Origin of the sequence: Streptomyces sp. NPDC048142, assembly GCF_043202835.1 — a bacterium.
Taxonomy (GTDB): Bacteria; Actinomycetota; Actinomycetes; order Streptomycetales; family Streptomycetaceae; genus Streptomyces.
The window spans coordinates 1-20,663 of record NZ_JBIDBC010000058.1 but is presented as its reverse complement, the minus strand read 5'-3'; the positions used below and the strand labels follow the sequence as shown (position 1 = coordinate 20,663).

Annotated in this window: 14 protein-coding genes and 1 pseudogene; 8 read left to right on the top strand and 7 right to left on the bottom strand. The window is 71.2% G+C overall.

All coding sequences use genetic code 11. From position 1 onward, the window contains the following. Positions 1-358: 358 nt before the first annotated feature. The gene (locus tag ACGF2Y_RS35670) at positions 359-2,017 is read left to right on the top strand and encodes an N-6 DNA methylase (RefSeq protein ID WP_392956023.1); all 1,659 of its coding nucleotides are present in this window, start codon (positions 359-361) and stop codon (positions 2,015-2,017) included. Here the strand turns inward: ACGF2Y_RS35670 and ACGF2Y_RS35665 are convergent. Together ACGF2Y_RS35665 and ACGF2Y_RS35660 are read right to left on the bottom strand one after the other, a co-directional pair. After that, the gene (locus tag ACGF2Y_RS35665; protein ID WP_392956020.1) at positions 1,992-3,260 is read right to left on the bottom strand and encodes an McrC family protein; all 1,269 of its coding nucleotides are present in this window, start codon (positions 3,258-3,260) and stop codon (positions 1,992-1,994) included. The two genes, ACGF2Y_RS35670 and ACGF2Y_RS35665, sit on opposite strands and share 26 nt — an antisense overlap. Beyond that, positions 3,257-5,194 (bottom strand): DUF4357 domain-containing protein, encoded by a 1,938-nt coding sequence (locus ACGF2Y_RS35660; protein ID WP_392956017.1) that lies wholly within the window; start codon positions 5,192-5,194, stop codon positions 3,257-3,259. The genes ACGF2Y_RS35665 and ACGF2Y_RS35660 overlap by 4 nt, the downstream gene beginning before the upstream one ends. A gap of 136 nt (positions 5,195-5,330) precedes the next feature. Between ACGF2Y_RS35660 and ACGF2Y_RS35655 the strand changes: the two genes are divergently transcribed. Further along, on the top strand, positions 5,331-5,951 hold the full coding sequence (locus ACGF2Y_RS35655; RefSeq protein ID WP_392956014.1) for a hypothetical protein: 621 nt from the start codon (positions 5,331-5,333) through the stop codon (positions 5,949-5,951). Between the two features lie 56 nt (positions 5,952-6,007). On the opposite strand, the gene ACGF2Y_RS35650 is transcribed toward ACGF2Y_RS35655, so the two are convergent. The 4 genes from ACGF2Y_RS35650 to ACGF2Y_RS35635 form a co-directional block, all read right to left on the bottom strand. Further along, positions 6,008-6,541, bottom strand: a complete 534-nt coding sequence (locus ACGF2Y_RS35650) for a hypothetical protein (RefSeq protein ID WP_392956011.1) — start codon at positions 6,539-6,541, stop codon at positions 6,008-6,010. Between the two features lie 1,038 nt (positions 6,542-7,579). Next, a complete protein-coding gene (locus tag ACGF2Y_RS35645) occupies positions 7,580-8,716 on the bottom strand; it encodes an ATP-binding protein (RefSeq protein ID WP_392956009.1) in 1,137 nt (378 codons plus the stop codon). 108 nt (positions 8,717-8,824) lie between these two features. After that, the gene (locus ACGF2Y_RS35640) at positions 8,825-8,956 is read right to left on the bottom strand and encodes a hypothetical protein (protein WP_392956006.1); all 132 of its coding nucleotides are present in this window, start codon (positions 8,954-8,956) and stop codon (positions 8,825-8,827) included. A gap of 211 nt (positions 8,957-9,167) precedes the next feature. Then, positions 9,168-9,857, bottom strand: a complete 690-nt coding sequence (locus tag ACGF2Y_RS35635; RefSeq protein WP_392956003.1) for an ATP-binding protein — start codon at positions 9,855-9,857, stop codon at positions 9,168-9,170. A 343-nt stretch (positions 9,858-10,200) separates the two neighbouring features. On the opposite strand from ACGF2Y_RS35635, the gene ACGF2Y_RS35630 reads away from it, so the two are divergent. Together ACGF2Y_RS35630 and ACGF2Y_RS35625 are read left to right on the top strand one after the other, a co-directional pair. Then, positions 10,201-11,049 carry a helix-turn-helix domain-containing protein gene (locus tag ACGF2Y_RS35630; RefSeq protein ID WP_392956001.1) on the top strand — a complete coding sequence of 283 codons (849 nt, stop codon included), beginning with the start codon at positions 10,201-10,203 and terminating at the stop codon, positions 11,047-11,049. Positions 11,050-11,063: 14 nt separating this feature from the next. Next, positions 11,064-11,255, top strand: coding sequence for a hypothetical protein (locus ACGF2Y_RS35625; RefSeq protein ID WP_392956025.1), 192 nt, complete (start codon positions 11,064-11,066; stop codon positions 11,253-11,255). A 58-nt stretch (positions 11,256-11,313) separates the two neighbouring features. On the opposite strand, the pseudogene ACGF2Y_RS35620 reads toward ACGF2Y_RS35625, so the two are convergent. Further along, positions 11,314-11,502, bottom strand: a pseudogene (locus ACGF2Y_RS35620) (hypothetical protein); the annotation flags it as partial. Between the two features lie 262 nt (positions 11,503-11,764). On the opposite strand from ACGF2Y_RS35620, the gene ACGF2Y_RS35615 reads away from it, so the two are divergent. From ACGF2Y_RS35615 to ACGF2Y_RS35600, 4 genes are read left to right on the top strand one after another with little or no spacing between them, the layout of a single operon-like run. Then, on the top strand, positions 11,765-13,459 hold the full coding sequence (locus tag ACGF2Y_RS35615; RefSeq protein ID WP_392955998.1) for a TIGR02677 family protein: 1,695 nt from the start codon (positions 11,765-11,767) through the stop codon (positions 13,457-13,459). 7 nt (positions 13,460-13,466) lie between these two features. After that, positions 13,467-14,795 (top strand): TIGR02678 family protein, encoded by a 1,329-nt coding sequence (locus ACGF2Y_RS35610; RefSeq protein WP_275536240.1) that lies wholly within the window; start codon positions 13,467-13,469, stop codon positions 14,793-14,795. Then, entirely contained in the window at positions 14,792-19,054 is a 4,263-nt protein-coding gene (locus tag ACGF2Y_RS35605) for a TIGR02680 family protein (RefSeq protein ID WP_392955996.1), read from the top strand. Before ACGF2Y_RS35610 ends, ACGF2Y_RS35605 begins: the two co-directional genes overlap by 4 nt. Beyond that, positions 19,018-20,319: a TIGR02679 family protein gene (locus tag ACGF2Y_RS35600; protein WP_392955993.1), complete on the top strand. Its 1,302-nt coding sequence runs from the start codon at positions 19,018-19,020 to the stop codon at positions 20,317-20,319. The genes ACGF2Y_RS35605 and ACGF2Y_RS35600 overlap by 37 nt, the downstream gene beginning before the upstream one ends. The last annotated feature ends 344 nt before the right edge of the window (positions 20,320-20,663 follow it).

The following is a 20,663-nucleotide window of genomic DNA, read 5'->3' as shown; positions in this document are numbered from 1 at the left end:
CAGCCCCGGCCGTAGTCGACCGAGGTCGCCACAACCTGCCCGCTTGTCCCGCACGAAACGAAGAATCGGGCATCAGGTCTCATACCGCCCTCTGAGAGCCTCAAACCGTTGAAGGCCGGTTTCGTCGGCCTCCCGGAAGCTGTCTCAGCCTGCGCCGGAGGCTCGCGGCGGCACCATGGGTATCAAGCTCCAGATGATCGCTGTCGAACAACGCGGCCCACTCCGCCACGAGGGGATCTCGAGGGCGATTCGCCAGCGAGATCGAGCGCCCGACCCCCATCGGACGCAGATGACACTTGTTGACATCGCCAACGTATCAACTCTCGAATGTCAGGCGAACTGCGTGTACGGTGGAGTCATGAAGGAATCAACTCCACCAGCCGCCGAATCGCTGATCACCGGAGCAGAGATCGCCAGGCTGGCGGGGGTGACCCGGGCCGCCGTCTCCAACTGGCGACGGCGGTACAGCGACTTTCCCGCGCCTGCCGATGCCGGGGCGAGCACTCCGCTCTTCTCTCTCTCCGAGGTCCGTTCCTGGCTCGCCCGGCAGCAGAAGGGCACCGACGTCTCGGACGATGTCCGCCTCTGGCAAGCGCTACGTGGCGCCTTCGGCGACGACATCATCACGGGGGTCGCCGGCGTCGCCCGGATGCTAGCCCGTGGCGACGCCGACGGGCTGGACGAGACCCTGGTCGGCCTGGCCACCCGGCTGGCCGACCAGGAATCGCCGGCCCAGGTCGTCGAGCAACTGGTGGAGCGGTTCCGCGACTCCTCACGACGCGTCGGCTCCGACCAGGTCACTTCGTTGCGCCTGGTCAAGGCGGTCAGTCACTTCGCGGGTCCGGTGTCCGGTGGCTCCGTCGTCCTCGACCCCGCATGCGGCATCGGGACGCTCCTCCTGTCCGTCGGGCCCACCGAGGGGCCGATACGACGCGGCCAGGACATCGATCCGGCGGCGGCCGGGCTGGCAGGGGCACGGGCCGAGCTGGCCGGGCAGCAGGACACCGTGATCGAGACAGGGGACTCCCTGCGACACGACCACTGGCCGGACCTCCGCGCCGACCTGGTCCTGTGCGACCCCCCGACCGCCGGTCCGGACTGGGGCCGAGAGGAACTGCTCCTCGACTCCCGGTGGGAGCTGGGCACGCCCTCGAAGGCGGAGGGGGACCTGGCCTGGCTCCAGCACTGCTACGCCCACACCGCGCCCGGTGGCAGAGTCGTCGCCGTCATGCCCGCCTCCGTGGCCTACCGGAAGGCCGGACGCCGTATCCGGGCGGAGATGGTGCGCCGAGGCATCCTCACGGATGTCGTGGCCCTGCCACCCGGGATGGTGGCCTCCCACGCCCAACCCGTCCATCTGTGGATACTGCGCCGCCCGGCCGACGCGTCCGGTGGCTCCAAGTCCGTGCGCATGGTGGATCTGACCTCCAACGCTCCTGACGGTCCGATGGAACCGGCGGCCGGGCAAGCCGCCGACGTACCCCTCATCGATCTGCTCAACGACGCCGTCGACCTCACCCCGAGCGCCCATGTGGACGCGGCGCGCGAGGATCTACCGGCCGAGTACCGCGCTCTCCGGCAGCGGATCGAGGAGCGGCTGGAGCGGTTGAACGCGCTGCTGCCCGCGCTCTCGGCGGGCGAGGGGCCTGGAACGCTGGACGGCGCGACCGTCAGCATGGCCGACCTCTCCCGCGCCGGGCTCGTCGACCTGGCTGACGGCGAACCCCGTTCGACGAGCGACCAGTTGGACACCAACTATCTGCGGGGGTTCCTGCGCAGCGCGTCCAACAACCGCCGCTCGACCAGCGGCAGCGGCTCCTTCCGCCTCGACGCGAAGGGAGCGCGCGTGCCGCGGATGGCCGTGGAGGAGCAGCGCCGCTACGGAGCCGCCTTCCGCGCACTGCGGGAGTTCGAGGAGTACGTGGCCGAGGTCGCCCAGCTCACGGAGCAGGCGGGCGCGCTCGCCCGTGACGGTCTCACCAGCGGGGCGCTCACGCCTCCCGAGGATTCCACCTGACGGCGACGACGTCACCGGTGTCCGTCCCGGCAGCGGTGCAGGACGTGTCACAGGTCATCACCCGGGCGAGGGCGGCGATCCCGGCGAGCAGCTCTCCCGGGGGGCGGTCCAGGGTCAACGCGTGCTGGTGGATCCGGATCCCGGAGTGGCGCACCCGGTGCGTCACGGTCGGCTCGTAGCCCCGCGCGTAGACCAGGTGGCCGTCCCGGAGACCGAGCGCCGTGCAGTAGGCGAGCATCTGGTAGAGGTCGGCGTCCGGGAATCCTTCCGGCTTCTCCGCCTTGTACTTGGCGTCCGCCACGGCCCGAGGAGTCCGGTCCTCGCCGTACCAGACCAGATCGGGGCGCATGCTGATGTCCCCGGCGTCGTCCAGGTACACCCCTCGGTCCTGGAGGGCCGTGCGTCCGCCGTACCGCGCCAGTGCCTCGCGCAGGGCGACGCAGACGAAGTCCTCGAAGATCTTGTGTGTGTCGATGAGGTACCCGTCGACCGAGGCTCCGCCCGTGCCGTGCTCCACCGACACCCCGCGCAGGATCGTCTCGGCCAGCCTCAGCGCGGGCAGGTAGCAGTGGTTGAGCCGGCTGGGCCGCCACCGCGGCAGGTCCCGCGCTCCTCGCCCCAGGGGTTCGGCGTCCAGCAGGCGGGCCCGGTGGTGGCGGAGCCGGCGGCGTACGTCGCCCGGGACGCGATTCAAGGGGAGCAGCCGCTCCACCGCGCCCCTCAGGAGGCGGTTCTCCGCGATGTCGGTGCCGTAGTCGTCGTAGGCGATCTCGACGGGGAAGGCCCGCCCGTGATGGCGGTTGACCTGGTCGGCCTCCCGGACGCGCCCGCGGACGACGGGTGATGCCTCCTCGGTGTGACGGTAACCCTGGAGCACCCCTTGGCGCAGCGCGCGTTCGAGGGCCCGTTCGAACCCCTGGGCCAGTGCCGGGACGATCTCCTCGTGTTCGGCCACGTCCACCTCACCGTCCCGGTGGACCCGGGGGTCGGCGGCGTAGCCGATGAGGAAGAACAGCCTGCGCACCGGCACCTTGGGCGCGATGCGCAGGATCACCGGTTCCCGCCCCGCCGCTTTCAGGGCCACCGCTCCGACCTTGCCCCCGGCGCGCAGCCGCCAGGCCCCGGGGCGGTACGGGTCCGGTGCCGCCTCCACGATGCGGGAGGCGGCGAGCGCCCGGCCCACCTCGTCGGGGAGCGGCACGCTGACGGCGGCCCCGTGCTCGTCCAGCTCGACGGTCGTCACGGAGCCGCCGCGCCCGTGCCGCCGTCGCCGCCGCCCGCTCCCAAGCCCGCTCCTCCCCCGTCCCCGCCCCCGACCCCGCCCCCGCCGTCGCCGTCGCCGAGGGAGCGGGACAGGGCGTCGAGTCCGTACCGCTTCGCGATGTCGAGGGACTCCCCGTAGTGGTGCTCCTCCAGGAGGGGCAGGATCTTGGTCCGCCAGGTCCGGTCCAGGCCGCCTTCCCGGTGCACGCTCTTCTTCATCAGGCACGAGGGACCGATGAGGAAGTCCTCGTCGTCGATGCGTGCGTTGAGGGCGTCCAGGAGGTCCGCCGCGCGGCTGCCGAGCCCTTCCCGCTCCAGCCAGCGCCGCAGCAGGCCGCGGGTCGGTTCGGTGCGGGGTGACAGTTCGACGAAGGCGAAGCGGCGGCGCATGGCGGCGTCGACCAGGGCGATCGAGCGGTCGGCGGTGTTCATCGTGCCGATGACGAACAGGTTGGGCGGGAGGGGGAAGTCGTCGCCGGAGTAGGTGAGCCGCACCGACCTGTTGCGGTACTCCAGGAGGAAGTACAGCTCGCCGAAGACCTTGGCCAGGTTGGCCCGGTTGATCTCGTCGATGATCAGGAAGTGCGGGATGTGGTGGCTGCCCTCGCGGGTGGCCAGGTCGGCCAGGTCGCGCAGGGGGCCGGGGGTGAGCCGGAAGGCGACCTCGCCCGTCTTCGGGTGCTCGCGGGGCCGGAAGCCCTCGAAGAAGTCCTCGTAGGAGTAGGACGGGTGGAACTGGACGAGCTTGACGCGCTCGGCCCCGCCGCTGAGGTGTTCGGCCAGCTTGATGGCGGTGTACGTCTTGCCCGTGCCCGGCGGCCCGTAGAGGATCAGCTGCTTCTCGTCCCGGAGTAGTTCGCGGACCTCCTGGAGCCAGTCCACGTCGTGGGTCAGCAGTTCGTCGGCGAGGGCCTGGTCCGGGATGGGCAGTTCCAGCTCGCGGCGGGCGGCGAGAGCGGGTGTCGTGCCGCCGGGGCCGCTCTCCGACTCGACGGCCTCGTCCTCCAGCTCCTCGTCGGAGCGGCCGAGCCCGTCGATGTGCGCCTGCACCGCCGTCAGGTCGACGACGTCGTGCTGGGCGGCGAGCCGCTGCTGGATCTCCTCCGGCAGGATGTCGTAGGGGTGGCCGGTGCTCTGCCACTCCGCGGGCCGCCGGAGGTTCGACAAACCGTTCTCGGACGCCGTCTGCTCGGCCGCCCCGGAGATCTGCCCGACGTAGAACCGCCCGCCGGAGAGGGTGCACACGGTGTCTCCGGACTTCATCCGGGACAGGAAGGCGTGCAGTTCCTCGACCAGTTCGAGTTTCTGGCTGTACGTGGCGGTGGTGCCCCAGTCCTCCTCGACCAGGGCGCGCAGCCGTTCCTTGCTGACGCCCTGGTCGACTCCCTGCCGCAGCCGGGAGGCGGCGAGGGAGACACGTCCCTCGGGCAGCCAGAGTCCCTGGACGAGGTCGACCCCGGAGACGTTGCTGCCGCGTATCAGCCAGGACCGGGCGGGGCCGGACCAGACGCCCTCCATGAAGTCCGAGAGCGGCACGTCGTCCTCGGTCTTCCAGTCGATCCACCCGTTGCGCGGTGCCCCCACCAGCACACCGGCCGCGAAGGAGGGTGAGCCGCAGTCGATGTCCTCGGCCGCCTCCAGCCAGCCGGGCCACCGCGTGGACGGACGCAGTACGCCCCGCTGCTTCAGCCGTGCGCGCATCCTGGCCGTGGCGCTGAAGTGCTTCTTGAAGGACGGCATCTCATGGTCCCGGGCGGGTGAGCCGGCCAGGATGCGGAACTTCCGGCTCCCGTTGGTCCCGACGGCACCCAGCAGGACACCCCGGGCCCGGTCGACACCGCCCGCGCCCGGTAGCCGGAGCAGGAACTCGGGCGTCCTGTCCCGGCCGCTCGGCACTTCCCCCGTGCTGCTCATCGTCCTCTTCCCGTTCCGGGCGAAAACCGCATCGCCACCTTCTCCAACACCCGCTCTTCTCTTACTGTTTCACCGCATAATCTCCACACAGAGGGGCGCGATGTGCGCTAACTCGCAGGGGAGGGGCGTGGTCGTCATGACCATCATGGATCAGTTCGTCCTGCGCCGGGACGGCCTGGTGCCGAAAGGCGTCGCGGCCACCTGTTCCGGTGAGCGGTGCGGAGGTACGGCGGCCGTGTGGAAGGTGAAGCTGGAGGGCCGCCCGGATCTCACGGTCCACGACACCCGGTGGGAGAACGGCGAACGCGATCTCGTCCTGTACCAGCCCGCCGTGGTGCCGGAGATGCCCGCGCCGCTGGCCAACCTGCACAACCGTCGCCGCGCCGGTGTCCAGGGGACGGATGCGGGGAGCGGAGAGCTCCGCGTCATGGGGTGGGTCGCGGTCCCCGGGGACCGTCCGACCGTCAAGAAGACGTTCACCACCGCCGGTTTCGCCGAGGTGTGCGGCCTGGACGCGTTACGGGAGCTGACCAGTCGGCCCGGCGTGGAGCTGGACACGGCCTTCGTCCTCGCGGACCCCGTCCGCGTCGATCTGGACGAGCCGCAGGACAGCGTCGCCGTTCAGCACGCGCTCTTCTTCCCCGAAGAGGACGAGCGCTCGCCCGTCGTCTTCTACCTGCTCAGCCGGGTCGTGCCGACGCTGCGGCACATCGGGTGGCTGCCGAAGCCGGTCCTGCGGATGCCGGTACGGCTGTGAGGGGCGCCGTCCGCCGACGGCCGTGAGGCGTGCGGACGGCACGACGCCACGGACGCTCACGGGCCGGCGGCGAACGGGGGCGCGGCCCGCCGCCCCGGCGGCGGGCCGGGCTTCGGAACGGAACGGACCGCCGCCGGGGGCGTCACGGGGGTGACGGACGGCCCCGCCGCTTCCTCCGGAGCCGAGAGCGGGGACGGGACGACGCACGGGACCGTCGGGCCCCTGCCCAGCGCGCCCAGCAGGGCCTCCACATCCAGCAGACGGCTCTGGATCTCCGTCGGCGCCGGGGGCAGTTCGTTCACCCGGTAGTGGCAGGCCGTGCTGAGCGCGGACCAGGTGAGGTAGCACCGCCTGGCGGTCTCCCGGCCGGTGTACGGACCCAGGCACAGGATGCGGTGCTTCCCCACGCGCGTCATGTCCGGGGTCACGCCCAGCCAGAATTCGTCCAGGCCGCGTTCGAGGGCCTGGCGCAGCAGCAGGGCCGCGGCACGGGCCCGCACTCCGGGGCCGAGCGAGGTCATCGTGCCGGCGGCGGGACGCAGGAGGGACCGGGCGGCGTTCAGGTCCGCCCGCGCGGTGTCGTCCGTCATCGGGCACCGCCCTGCGGGCCGACGGTGCCCCGGCCGAAGCGCCGGACGGCCTCTGCCAGTCGTTCCGTACGCTCCACCAGCCTCCCGCGCTCCGTAACGGTCGCCAGGCCCCCGTGAGAACCCTCGTTCAGCTTCTCGATCAGGTCCCAACCTCCACTGTGCAGCACTTCAACCGCTGCCTTGGGCCTTCCAGAGCGGTCCCCCAGAAGCGCGAACGCCACGTACTGCTTGGTGCTTCCCCGGGCCGGCACCCGCTCCTCGAACTCCGCGAGGCTCAGGCGGTTCCCCCGCTCGTCCCGCACAGTGCGGCGGGCGGTCTCCACGCACGCGGCCTCCAGGGCGGCGCGGCACATCGCCGGGATGACCCGGTCGGCCACGACCTGGGGCACGGACGGGTCCTTGGAGACGTCCTTGGCCTCGCCGATCGCCTGCAGGAAGGGGTCCGTCGTCCGCTCGACGGTCACGCGCGACTTCTCCTCGCGGGAGATGCGGTGGACCGTCGCCTCGATCCCGAGGTGCGTGATGGCCTGTTCGAGGCGGGTGTCGTGGGTGAAGACGACGACCTGGCGGTACCGGGCGCACTCGCTGAGGACGGTGGCAAGACCCTCCACCTTCTGGGTGTCCATCGACTGTACCGGGTCGTCGATGACGAGGAAGCCGAACGGGCTGGCCTCGTGCGTGGCCCGGGGGATGAACAACGAGAGGGCGAGCGAGTGCAGTTCGCCCTGGCTCATCACGCTGTACGCGGCCGCCTCGTGGTCGCCGACCGAGACGTCGAGCTCCACTCCGCCCTGCTTGGCCGTTCCGGTCAGGTCGACGGGGCCGAGGGAGACGTTGCTGCTCTCGCAGAGCTTCGTCCAGATCTCCTGGGACTGCTTGCTGAAGTGGCGCATCCGCTCGGCCCGCAGCTCGTCCGTCAGCTTCCTGAACCACTTGCGGGCCGCCTCGGCCGTCTTGCGCCGCCCGGTCGCGTCCGCCGCCTCCTCGGCCGCCTCGGCCCACTCCGCGAGCCGCACGGCCACGGGCCGCCAGGCGGTGTCACGGTCGGTCAGCCGACGCGCCGCCTCCTCTCCGGACTGGCGGCAGGCAGCCGCCAGCCTGGGCGCGAGGCGTCCGACGCACTCGGCCAGTTCGGCGGGGTCCGTGAGGCTCCGGCAGAGCGACCACTCGCGCCACAGCTCCGCCAGCTCGGAATCCTCCGTCCGCAGCAGGTCGGGAACGGGCTGCACCAGGTCGTGCACGGCGCGCTTGGCGCCGCCGAGAGTACGGCGTACGGCATCGGCCTCGGCCGCCTCCGCCTGAAGCCGCTCGATCTCGGCCCGGGTCGCCTCGGCCCACCGGGCAGTGCGGACTCCCCGACCGGCGGCGCTGCTCGAAGGCCGCCTCCAGCAGGGCGGCCAGGCGGCGCGCGGCCTCCGCGTCGGAGTGCCGTACGTCCTCCAAGGCCGCCATGGCCTCCCTGAGCCGGCCCAGCGCCCCCGCCACTTCCGTCTCGTCGGGTCCGGTCAGGGAGGCGCGTGCCCGGAGCCGGGCCGCGTCGCCCTGGTCGGCGACCGCGTCCTGGTCGAGCAGGGACCGTACGGCGTCGGCATCGGGGACGCGCCCGCCGAGAGCCGCCATCGCGTCGACGGCACGCCGGTCGTCCAGACCGGTCAACGCCTCGACCGCTGCGGCCTTCAGCGGGCGGGGCCTCGCCTCGACGTCCTTGCACTCCTTGATCCGGTCCGCGAGCCGGACGTCCATCTCGCCGAGCCTGCCGAGCCCGATGAACGTGGAGATCTTGCGGTACAGATCGCTCATCGTGCCGTCCACCATCGAGCCCAGCTCGCTGTAGGGCAGGAAGGGCCGGTAGACGTCGAGCATGTCGGCGTTCACGCACTCGTCCAGCTTCAGCTCGGTGCCGTCCTCCCGGATCACCGTCGTGCGCGCCTCCTCGACCTCCGCTCCAAACCAGGTCCGGCGTACCGTGACCGGCTCGGCGGAGTCGTCCAGAGTGAGGCTCACGGCGACCTGGGGCGCCGTGGCCTCGTGCAGGTTGCACCATCCCCTCCGCCAGATCTTCGTCCGGGGCTTACCTCCGTTGCTGCCGTCCCAGCGGGCGTTGAACCCGGTGAGCGCCATCTCGGCGGCCTCCGCGAAGCTCGACTTCCCGGTGCCGTTGGCGCCCGTGACCACGGTGAGGCCGGGGCCATGGGGGAGGTCGAGCGTCGCCTCGGGGCCGACACCCCGCCAGCCGGCCGCCGTGATGGACCGGAGATAGACGGGACCGGCCCGCCCGGCCTCCTACGGAGCGGGGTCCGGGTCCGGGAGCGTGTCGCGCAGCAGGGCGGCGGCCTCGTGGGACAGCTCGGACGGCTCCGCGCCGTCGATGCGCTCGGCGATCAGCTGGCGCAGGGGGGTCTTGTCGTGGTGCATGACGTGTTCCTCACAGGAGTGGTCGGCGGTCGCAGCGGGATCGCCGGACCGTTCACTCCAGAATCATCACGTATACACGTTGGCGCCGTCAACAGATATTATCCGTCGACGCTATCGCTCACGTTTACGTCCATAGAACATCCGCCCGACTCCACCACCCCACAGCTCACCCCGGGCGCCCGAGGCGCGAGCGCCCGGCGGCCGCACATCGTCAGGCAACCTCCCCCTGAACGCCTCCCGGGTCCGACGCGCCCGCCAGGCCGGCACCGATCGACGCCCAGGCACACACGCCCGTCGCGGGCGGATGCGCGGCGGCGAACCCGCACTCGCCGCCCCACCCCTCCGCCAACTCCCGTACCCCCGTCAGCGACACCCGGCGACGCTCGGCGCACTGCCGGGCCAGGCGCGAGTTGTGGTGCGGGGTGTGTGTGTCGTGCGCGACCACCTGGAGGACGCCGTCGAAGCGCCGCAGCACGAGGTGGATCATCTCCCCGGCACCGGTGAACCGGCAGGCGTGGACGGCGAGTTCATGGACCAGCTCAAGCGCCAGCCCGACCAGCTCGTCCTCGACCTCATGCACGTCGAGCACGGCGTCCGCCGCCTCGAACGCGATCAGCGGCGTCGCACCGGCCGAGGGCAGCGTCAGTCCGTAGACGAAGTGGGACGGCGAGGGCTCCCGGAGGTCCGGCGGGGGCGGCGGGCACTGGGTGATCCGCGACGCGACCTGGAGGGCGTACGGGGAGCCGAAGGCGTAGGCGGGCAGGGCGGACCGCCCTGCCGCGAGGGGGAGTTCACCGCTCGGGCGGCACGCGGCCGCGGGGGGCGCGGGCCGGACGGGGAGGGGATCGGCAGGGAGGGCGGTGGAGGACTTCGCAGACACCGTGGGCAGACTTTCGGACATGGCGACTCCATTCGGCTGTGAACACCGGGACACGAACGCGTCGTTGACGAGGTGATGCGGCTACGGAGGTACGACCCCGATGCGTACGGGGTGGTTCGAGTCAGGTCGGAACGGTTCGACGACGCAGCGAGGCAGTGGCCCGTCTCCCTGGCGCGAGCACACCCCTCCCAGGGCAGGAGGACGCGGGCAGGCTCGCGCGATGCTCTTCTCGTTCGCCTTGCGTGAGCGTCGCGTGACCCACGGTAGGGCAGCGAGGTGGCAATTGCCACCTACTCAAGAACTCTGCCACCCTGCATAGCCACCCGGTGCACCCCACACGGTTCGAGCCGGGGAGAATCACGGCATGCCACCACGGAGTGTTCCCAGCGAGCGCCAGAAGCGTCTCGGGGCTGAGCTGCGAAGAATGAGGAACGACGCGGGCGAGAGCACCGAGTACGCCGCTCGGCTACTCGGGCTGGACAGGGCGAAAATCTCGAACATGGAAGCAGGTGTTCGGGCAGTCACCCCTGAGCGGGTGCGCACCCTCGCCACCAACTACGGCTGTACCGACGAGCAGTACGTCGAAGCCTTGGTCACCATGGCCAAGCCCCGCCCCAGAGACTGGTGGGAGACCTACCGAGGTCAGTTGCCAGCCGGGCTACTCGACATCACCGAGATGGAATGGCACGCATCAGCAGTGCGAGCCGGAGCCTTCCTGCACGCACCAGGGCTCCTCCAGACCGACGGATACGTCAGAGCCGTTGGCAGCGCAGCCCTGCCGCCCCTGTCAGAGCATGAGATCGAACTGCGGGTCGCCATGCGCATGCAGCGGCAGCAGGTCCTGCACCGCCCCACCCCGATCTCGTACACCGCCTACATCCACGAGGCGGCCCTGCGAATCGAGTTCGGCGGAATGAAGGTCATGCGTGCCCAGTTGCATCATTTGTGCGAGATGAGCGAGCTCCGCAACGTGGAGGTGAGAGTCGTGCCGTTCTCCTCCGGTGCGTTTCCCGGCGCTGGTCAAGCCCTCATGTATGCGACAGGCGTGGTCCCCCAGCTGGACACGGTCCAACTCGATTCGGCGCACGGCCCCGGGTTCACTCACGCCCCCGCTCAGCTCGACAAGTACCGTGCGCAGCTGGACTGGATGCAGACGGTGTCCTTCGACCCCGGCAAGTCACGGGACTTCATACTCACCCTTGCGAACGCTTGATGGGAGATTTCAACGTGCCGGACATCGCCTGGGAGGCCCCCTACTGCGCAGAAAGCTCGAACTGCTTCCGCATAGGGACCGACGCAGACGGCAACGCGTACATCGCCGTGGCCGGCCAGGAGGACGCCTACCTCACGGACAGCCGCGAGGCCCTGCGCTCACTCATCCAGGACATCAAGGCGGGCAAAGCCGACCACCTGCTGTAACCGTCCGGGGCGGGCCTGGGAGGAGCGCTCCTCTCCCCGCCCCGGACTGCCTTCCGCTTCAGTCCGTCGCCGGCTCGGCCGGGTGACGCGGGCCCCGGCCCGGCGGCGGGGTGAGCGTGGAGGTGTAGTTCTCGCCATCCGCAAGAGGCGTGGTGAGGCTCAGACCAGCGGCGGCCATGCGGTCGTACTCAGCGAGGGCGAGATCCTTGGTGCGGTACTGGCCGCATTTGGCGATCTCGTTGTTCTTGGAGCTCGTAACACCCGGAACCTCCGCCACCAGTTCCTCCCGCAACCGGCTCGCCCGCTGCATCGGCGTCCACACACCCCACTGCGGGACCGCGGCACCGCTCGCCTGCTCGTCGCCGTCGCACGGGCACGCGGCCGCCACATCGCCGCTGCCCACCGGTCCGGAGCGAACCACGCCCTCCCCCGAGCACCGCGTCGGTGGCCCCGCACCACTTCCAGCCACCCCACACCGTCTGTCAGCCCCTCCACGTAACCTCGCAGACATGGAGGAACCCGCACTCGGCACCCAGCCGGAACCCGGCGACGCGCCCTCGGCTCCCGCCGCCGACGAGACGCGTCGCCGCCTCGACGCGTACGCGTACCTCAGCGCGCCGGAGCGGCTGGAGTACCTCGCGATCATGCGGGTCTTCTGCGGCACCCTCCTGGCCGATCTGGCCGTCCCGGACGTGATGGCGAAGCTGCTTGAGGGCGGCGGGACCGCCGCGGGGCTCGACGCCGACCCCCTCACCGCGCGGCTGGAACAGCTGGTGAAGTGGGGGAACCTGCTGCGCGGCAGCCACACGGTGAAGGCGTCCAGCATCACGGAGTACCAGCGTTCGCGGGCCCGTTATCAGCTGTCGCGGCTGGGCGAGCGCGTCCAGCGGGACGCCGACGGGGTGCTGGCCGAGGCCGACGCCGCCCGCGAGGTGAGCAACGAACTGCTGGCCCTGGTCGAGCGGGGGCTGCGAGAGCTGGCCGAGTCGGTCGATGAGCCGGGCGGCATCGCCCCGCAGGACGGGCTGGAGCGGATCAGCACGTTGTTCGTGCAGTTCACCGGATTCGCCGACTCCGTCCGGGACTTCTACGCCTATCTCGGCCAGGTGCTCGCCCGGTACGACCTGGACGGCGGCGAGTACCAGGGCTTCAAGGAACTCCTCCTGGACTATGTCGAGGCGATCACGGAGGACGTGTCCTTCCGCGCCCCCCGCATCTCGGCGGCCCTGGACTCACTCTGGCCCCACCTCCCGGGCCTGCTGGAGCAGTTGGACGCTCACGCGCAGGGGCTCGCCGGGCTGCCGACACGGAGCGAGAGCCGTACGGAGACCCGCGTGCAGCGCAGCCGGGGTCGCGAGCTCGCGGACTGGGAGGGGCTGCGGGGCTGGTTCAGGGACACCGACGGGCAGGGCAGCCAGGTAGACCAGCTGCGCGACGCCACCCTGCGGGCGCTTCAGTCGCTGCTGGCCAACGCCAAGCGGATGCTGCGCTCGGCCACCGGCGAGATGTCGCGGCGCCGGGACCTGCTGCGGCTAGCCCGGTGGTTCGACGAGGCCGCGCCGCAGGACGCGCACGACATCGCCGTCGCCGCCTTCGGGCTGTACGGCGCCCGCCACCTGGGCATACCGCCCGCCTCCGACGAGGTGGTGCCCGCCTACACCAGCTGGTGGACCGGCCCGGTGGTCGAGGTGCCGGTCGCACTGCGCGAGCGGGGCAGCCGCGCCCAGCGGGGCCGGACAGCATCGGTGGAGGACCATTCCGCGCAGAAAGAACGACTGCGGGAGGCGGCGCGTCAGCGGGCCGCCGAGAGAAGCGCCGCCGCGGACGAGCTGTGCAGCGCGTCCGGCCGCTTCGACGACGTACGGCTCACGTCGGCGGCGCTCAGCCTGCTCCTGGAGCTGCTGGCCACGGCGCTCGGGAACGCCCAGCTCAGGCAGCGGACCGCGGAGGACGGGCAGGAGGAGCGGGGCTTCGGGCTGGACGCGGCGTGGAGCGAGGACGTCGATCTGGGCATCCGGCTCACGGTGCACCGTACGGCGGGAGCGCGCACGCTTCTGCGCTCGGCCGACGGGGATTTGCTGCTGGACGACCTGGAGCCGACGGTCCACAGGACGGCCGGCTCGGTCGGCGGAGCGGAGCCGACCGGGAGCGAGGCGCTTCCCACGCGGTCGAACGGCGCGTCCGTCGGCGGCAGCGGGAGATGAGCGCGCCATGACACTTCCCTCCGCCCACGACGTGGCTCTGGCCACCGAACGCCGCACCGCGGCACGGCTGTTGCTCGCACACCCGCTGGTCACATCGGACGGCCCGCACGCCGACCTCTTTCCGCTGGTCCGCAGGCACGCCGATTGGCTGGGCGGCCGGTTCCAGCAAGTGCTCGGCTACCGCCTCCTGGTCGACAGCTCCTACGCCCGGCTGTTCAAGGCCGGGCTCGGAGCCCGGTCGGGGCACCGGCTCGTACGGTCCACCGGCACGCCCTTCACCCCGCACACCTACGCGTGTCTGGCTCTGGCCCTGTCGGTGCTGGTCACCGCGCCGGAGCAGGTACTGCTGTCGCAGCTCGTCGCCGACATCGGGGCCGCGGCGGCCGACGCGGACATCGAGCTGGAGGAGACCGGACGAGCGGCCGGGAAGCGGACGCTGGTCGCGGCGCTACGGCAGCTGGTCGAGTGGGGCGTCCTGATCGAGACCCACGGCCACGTGGGCGTCATCGCCCAGGAGGCCGACGGGGAGGCGCTGATCACGGTCGACCGGGAGCTCGCCCGTGTCATCGTGGCCGGACCGCTCGCCCAGTCGCGGGACGGCGCCGACCTGGTCAGGCGGGCGGCGGACCCGGGGTTCGGAGGGCCGCGCACCTATGTGCGCCGGATGCTCGTCGAGACCCCTGTCGTTCACCTCGACGAACTGACCGACACCGAACGTGACTGGCTCCGCACCCGCCAGCGCCGGGAGGCCCAGGCGTTCCTCGAACTGCTGGGCCTGGAGACGGAGATCCGGGCCGAGGGAGTGGCCCTGGTCGACCCCGAGGAGGAGCTGACCGATCTCCACCTGCCGGGGACGGGGACGGTCGCCCAGGCGGCGTTGCTCTTGGTGGAGAGGCTGGTGAAGCGGCTCCGCCCGGCTGAACCCGGACATCCCGCGACCGGGGGTGTCCTCGTCGTCGGGGTCGCCGTTCCGGACGGTGTGGTGGATGAGCTGCTGGCCGAGCTGATCACCGAGTACGGGCAGCGCAGCAACTGGCAGCGCGGTTACCTGGAAGACCCCGACGCCCTGCGCGAAGCCGTGCTGGACCTGCTCTCCCGCATGCGCTTGATCGCCCCGGCCGGCCCGCTGCGATCCGAGGGAGCGGGGCTGCCGGAGGAGTACGCCGACGAGCTGCCGGAGGGACGCCAGGTCACCGACGTCCGGGCGGCCCGCCCCAGCGGCGGCGAGGGCTGGGTCCTGCTCGCCCCAGCGGCCCGTTACGCCACCCAGGTCACCGTGCCGACGACGGGCGGACGGAACAAATCCACCGACGCACAGCAGGAGTTGCCGCTATGACCGCCGATGCTCGTGGTCTCGTCCCCCTTCCACGTTCAGGTCACACGCAGGCGGCGCGTACGCGCTTCCGGCTGCACCGGGCGGGCATCCAGAACGTCTGGCAGTACGACGAGCAGGAGTTCGCCTTCGGCGACGGGCGGCTGCTGCTGCGCGGCAAGAACGGGGCGGGCAAGTCCAAGGCCCTGGAGATGCTGCTCCCGTACCTCCTGGACGGCGACTCCCGGGCCCTCGACGCCACCGGCACCGGGCGGACGACGCTCGCCTGGCTGATGCTGGACGGCTTCGAGCAGACCAACCGCCTCGGCTATCTGTGGGTGGAATTCCGAGGTACCGACGAGGCGGGCGACCACCGGTGTCTGACAGTCGGCGCCGCGATCCGCGCCTCGAAGTCAGCGCAGAAGGCGGTGCCGACCTTCTTCATCACCCCGCTGCGCGTCGGCGAGGACCTGCACCTCGTCGAGGCGGGCAAACCCCTTGCCGTCGACCGGCTCAAGGAGATCGTCGGCTCCGGCAACACGACGGACCGACCGGTCGAACACCGGGCCCGCGTGGCCCGGGACCTCTTCGGGATCACGGACGCGACGCGCTACCGCAACCTCACCCAGCTCCTGCACCGGCTGCGGCGGCCCACGGTCGGGGACCGCATCGAGCACGGCGGTCTCGCCGTCCTGCTGGGCGAGACCCTGCCCGGACTCGACGAGGACGTGGTCGAGAAGGTGGCGCGCAACCTCCACGATCTTGACACCGTGCGGGCCGAACTGGGCCGCCTGGAACGCACCGACGCGGCCTTGCGCACCTTCCTCTCCGACTACCGCCACTACCTCGCCGGAGTCCTGCGCACCGCGGCGCGGGACGTGAGCCAGGAACTGGACACGCTCGCCGAGCGCCGCCGGAACGCCGGGGACGCCGCCCAGCAGACGAGCGTCCTGAGGGAACGTGAGAAGGAATCGGAGGAGGGGCTGAGGACACTCCGCGAGGAGGAGGAGTCCGCCCGGACGGAACTCGCCGCCCTGCACGACAGCCACGCCTACCGCAGCCTGCGCGAGCTGTCGGAGCGCCGCAGCACGGTGGAAGCCCTGCACACTGCGGCCATGACCGCATTCGCCGCGTTGCGCGGCGCGCACGAGGCGGAGGAGAGCGCGGCCGAACGGCTGGACGAGGGCGGCCAGGAGTTGGGCGCCCGGCTCACCGAACTGGCCACGGAGCACCGGGAGCTACTGGTCCAGGCGGAGCGGGCGGTACTTCCCGCCGCACATCTCGGCGAGGCGGTCGCTCTGCCGCACACCGTGCGTTCCCCGTCGGCACGGACGGAGCTGACCGGCCCGGACGGGGAATCGCCGACCGTACGGCACCGACCTGTGGTGCGGGTGGACCTGGCGACGGCGGAGGCCGGACTGCGGTCCTGGCAGCAGCAACTGGGGGCCGCCGAGACCGTCGTACGGAACCGGCAGCGGACCGTCCAGGACGTGACCCGTCTCTTCGCGCTGGCCGACGAGGCGCGAGGCGGCGCGGTGCGGGCCGACGAGGTGCGGGAACGGCTGGAGGGCGAGGTGGAGGAGGCTGCTGACCATCTCGAAGTCAGCCGGCAGAAGGTCGCTGAGGAGAGCCGGGAGTACGCTGACGAGGTCGCCGCGTGGGTGCGCGAGACGCGGGCCGCAGCGGGGCCCGAGTGCCCGCCGCTGGACACCGTCCTCTCCGAAGTGGTCCGCGCGGCCGACTCCGCCGCGGCGTTCTCCTCCCGCACGCTGCCGGCCGGCATCGACACCGTCGCGCGGCAGACGGCACATCTGGCTCTTGAGCCGTACGCGGACGCCCTCACCCGGCATCGCGACACCCTGGCGGTCGGCGTCGGCCGGCTCGGTGAGGAGATGGACCGCCTGGCGGAGGAGAGGCGAGCTTGGGAACGCCGTACGGACCCGGAGCCTCCGGCCCCGTACCACCGAAGCGCGGGGCGAAACCCTGCCAACGGGGCACCGTTCTACCGGTTGGTGGACTTCGCCGAGCACCTGAACTCCGCCGAACGGGCCGGTCTGGAGGCGGCGTTGGAGGCGAGTGGCCTTCTCGACGCGTGGGTCAGCACGGGCGGCGCCCTTCTCGACCCGCTCTCCGGCGACACCCTTCTCGACCCGGCTCCGGCCCACGACCCGCTGCCGGTGGCACAGACCCTCGCCTCGGCGCTGCGACCGGTCACGCAGCCGGACAGTGGCATCACATCCGACCAGGTGGAGCACTTGCTGTCAGCCATCGCGCTCGCACCGGCCACGAGGACGACGGGCGGGGGGACGGCAACCGCGAGTACGGTTCATTTCGACGGTAGCTGGCGACTGGGAGCCCTCCGCGGGCAGCACCACAAAAGCGCCGCCGAGTACGTGGGCGCAGCGGTGCGGGCCGAGACCCGGCGACGGGCACTGGCCGAGCTGGAAGACCAGCTCGGGCAGACGGAACGGCAGCTGGCCGAAGCCCGTACCGAGCTCGCCGCAGCCGATTCCCGGCGACGGGCCCTCGCGCAAGCGGAACGCGATTTCCCTCGGGCGCAGCGGCTCTCCGACGCCTGGAGCACCCATGCCTCGGAGGAAAGGGCGGCACGAGCGCTGTCCGCCAAGACGGCCGAGGCGGCACGCCAGGCGGAGGAGGCCCGCGCCCTGGCCGTTTCGACGCGCTCCGAGGCGGACGCCACCGCGACCGCCCACGACCTGCCCACCGACACCGTCGCACTGGACCGCGTGCGCACCGCCCTGGCCTCGCTGCTCACCGGCGTCGGCCACCTGCGCAGGGCGGTCAACGGTACGGTCGCCCGGCTCGGCGGAAGCCAGGCGGACGACCGGCGGTACGCGGCGGCCCGCGAGAAGCGGACGGAGACGGAAGAGGGCTACCGGCTCCACCACCGGCAACTCCTCGCCGCGCAGCAGGATCTGCGGACCCGGGAAACCGCCGTCGGATCGTCCGAGGAGAAGATCCTCGCCGACGAACAGGCGGCCAAGGGCCGTATCGCCCATGCCGTGGGTGCCATCCCGTCGAGGGAGCGCGACCACAACGGTCTGCGCGACCAGCGTGTACGAGCTGAAGAGAAGGAGGAGCGTCTGCGCGAGGAACTGGCGGACCAGGAAGCAGCCGTGATCGAGACCGGCCGCGCACTGCGCGGCGCTCTCAGCCGCCAGGAGATCGTCATCGGAGTGGGACTGGATCGTACGGCCCTCCCCGATCAGCTACAGGACGACTCGGGCACCAGCGCACGCGACCGCCTGCGCTCACTGCGAACGCTGGCGGAAGCGGTGGATCGGAGTCTCGGCCGTCACCAGGAAGAGGTGTCCGACGGCCTTCTCCTCAAACGGCACACAACGCTGCGTGATCAACTGGCGGGCGGCTACGACGCACAGCTCGACGAACACGACGGCATCAAGGTGTGCCGCCTGCTCGACGACCACGGTTCGCACGACGTCGCGGTCGTGGGCGAGCGGATCGCCGTGGAGGCCGCCGAGGCACGAGGGCGGCTCACCGAACGCGAGAGCGACGTGTTCCAGCGCTTCCTGACCGGCGAGCTCGGCGACCACCTCTCCACGCAGGTCATCACGGCGGCCAACCTGGTCGCGGCACTCAACGACACGCTGAAGACCGTACGGACCTCGCACGGCCTCGGTGTGGAACTCCTCTGGAAGCTCAACGACGACGCCGAGGCCGACGTGCGGGTGGCCGTCGAACTGCTGCGCAGCCCGTCGAGCCTCCGGACACGCGAGCAGACCGAGCAACTGCGCGACGTACTGCAACGCCGCATCGAGGAAGCCCGCCGCGCCGACCCGTCCGCCGGATACACCGCCCACCTCCGCACCGCACTCGACTACCGCACCTGGTTCACCTTCCACACCTTCGTGGTCGAGGACGCCGCCCCCGGGCGCAGAAGGAAGCTGACCGGCCGCACCGGCCTGAGCCAGGGCGAGCAGCGCGTGCTCTCCTACCTCGTGCTCTTCGCCGCCGCTGCCGCCCACTTCACCAGCCTCGCCGACGCGGCCCCGCACGCGCCCCGGCTGATCCTCCTGGACGACGCCTTCGCCAAGGTCGACGAACCCACGCATGGACGGCTGGGCCGCATCCTGGTCGATCTGGACCTCGACTTTGTCCTCACGAGCGAGCGGCTGATGGGCAATTGGGCCGAAGTCCCTTCCCTGCACATCTACGAGTGCCTGCGCGACCCACACGTACGCGGAGTGGCTACGTTGCACTACACATGGAACGGTCGCCACCGGCGGCCGGCATCGGGATGAGCACCCTTCCGCCCGCCACGCGCGACTGGCTGGCAGGTCCCGGCCTCGTCCGGCTCTGGAGCGCGGCACGCAAACGGCTGGAGAGCAACGGGGTGCGGTCCACCGGCTCCCTCCGGCTGACGGCGGTGAGTTCCCAGGAGCGGAACGACCTGTCGCTCCTGCTGGGCAAGCCCCTCACCGGTACGGCGGTGACGGTGAGGCTCGACGTGCTCGACGAACGCCTGCGGGCCTCGGCCGCGGGGCTCGGGCTCAGGCAGGTCCTGGAGGAACTCGGCCCTCCGCTCGTCGACCGCCGCGCGGCCCGCGAGGAGAACGCGGCAGAGCGTCAGCGCGTCTGGGCCGCGCTCGCCTCGTCCCTCGACGCGTCGCCGCTGGCCGGGCTGGCGTGGGTGGAACAGTGGTCGGATGTGCTGCGCCGCACAGGCGTCCCGAAAGGTGTGGCACCGGAAACGGCAGTACGCACGCTTCAGCAGGCCGTCCAGGTGCTCGGCGTGCTGCTCGACCCACACCGTACGAGCACACGGGGCCGCGGCGAGCTGGCCGCTTCGGTAACAGGTTCGGCGCACGGGCTCGACGACGGAACCTGGCTCGCTCGCCTCGTCCAGCGCGGTATCACGCTGGCCCACGACACGGATCTTCCCGGTGACGCGGTCGGCCGACGGGCACTGTGGCGGCTGGTCGCGGTCACCCCGGACGAGGTCTCCAGCACAGTGCTGACGTACGGCCTCCGGCCCCTCGGCGAGGACTGGCGCGCGAGGTCCCTGCGGGAGCGAGCCGACCACCGTGCGGAGACCCACCTGACGTCCCGGGACCTCCGTGACGTGCCACTTCGCCTGCCAGCCGGCTCCGTCGTCCACATCTGCGAGAACCCCCGTGTGGTGGAGGCCGCAGCGGACGCGGGCTGTTCGCAGGCCCTGGTCTGCACCTCCGGCAGCGCCGCGACGGTGGTCCTCACCCTTCTCGACGCCCTCGCCTCGGACGACTGCCGCTTCGCCTACCACGGCGACTTCGACTGGCCGGGCATCGCTCTGGCGAACCGGATCATGCGCCGTTACGGAGCCCGACCTTGGCGCATGGGCGCTGACGACTATGAACACCTGGCTACGCGCAGCCAGGCCGAGGGAATCCCCCCACTGCCGCTGGTCGGTGAGCCCGTCAGCGCGGTGTGGGACGCCGGTCTCGCCCCTGCCATGGCAGCGCTCGGGGTGGCGCTCCACGAGGAGGCGACGCTGGACCTGTTGGTAGACGACCTGGGTATCCCGTAGCAGAACACGGTGCCCGACCTGGCTCGGTCCCGCTCACGCTGCCCATTCCTGGGAGCCATCTGGGAGCCAACCCGCTCCCCAGTCCCCTTCGAGACCGCCCGAGACCACGACAGACCGATGCCCTAACCAGGGCAAACACCATCCGCACTGGCGAGATCAGTAACCGACCCTCATTCGGGACGAAGAGGTCGTGGGTTCAAATCCCGCCACCCCGACAGCTGAAACACCAGGTCAGGGGCCTGATCCACTTAGGGCCTGTATCCAGTTGTGATCAATGGATGGTCCGCGCGAGGTCCTTGATCCAGATCATGGAGGCGCGGAGATGGAGTCCGGCGAGGTAGCTC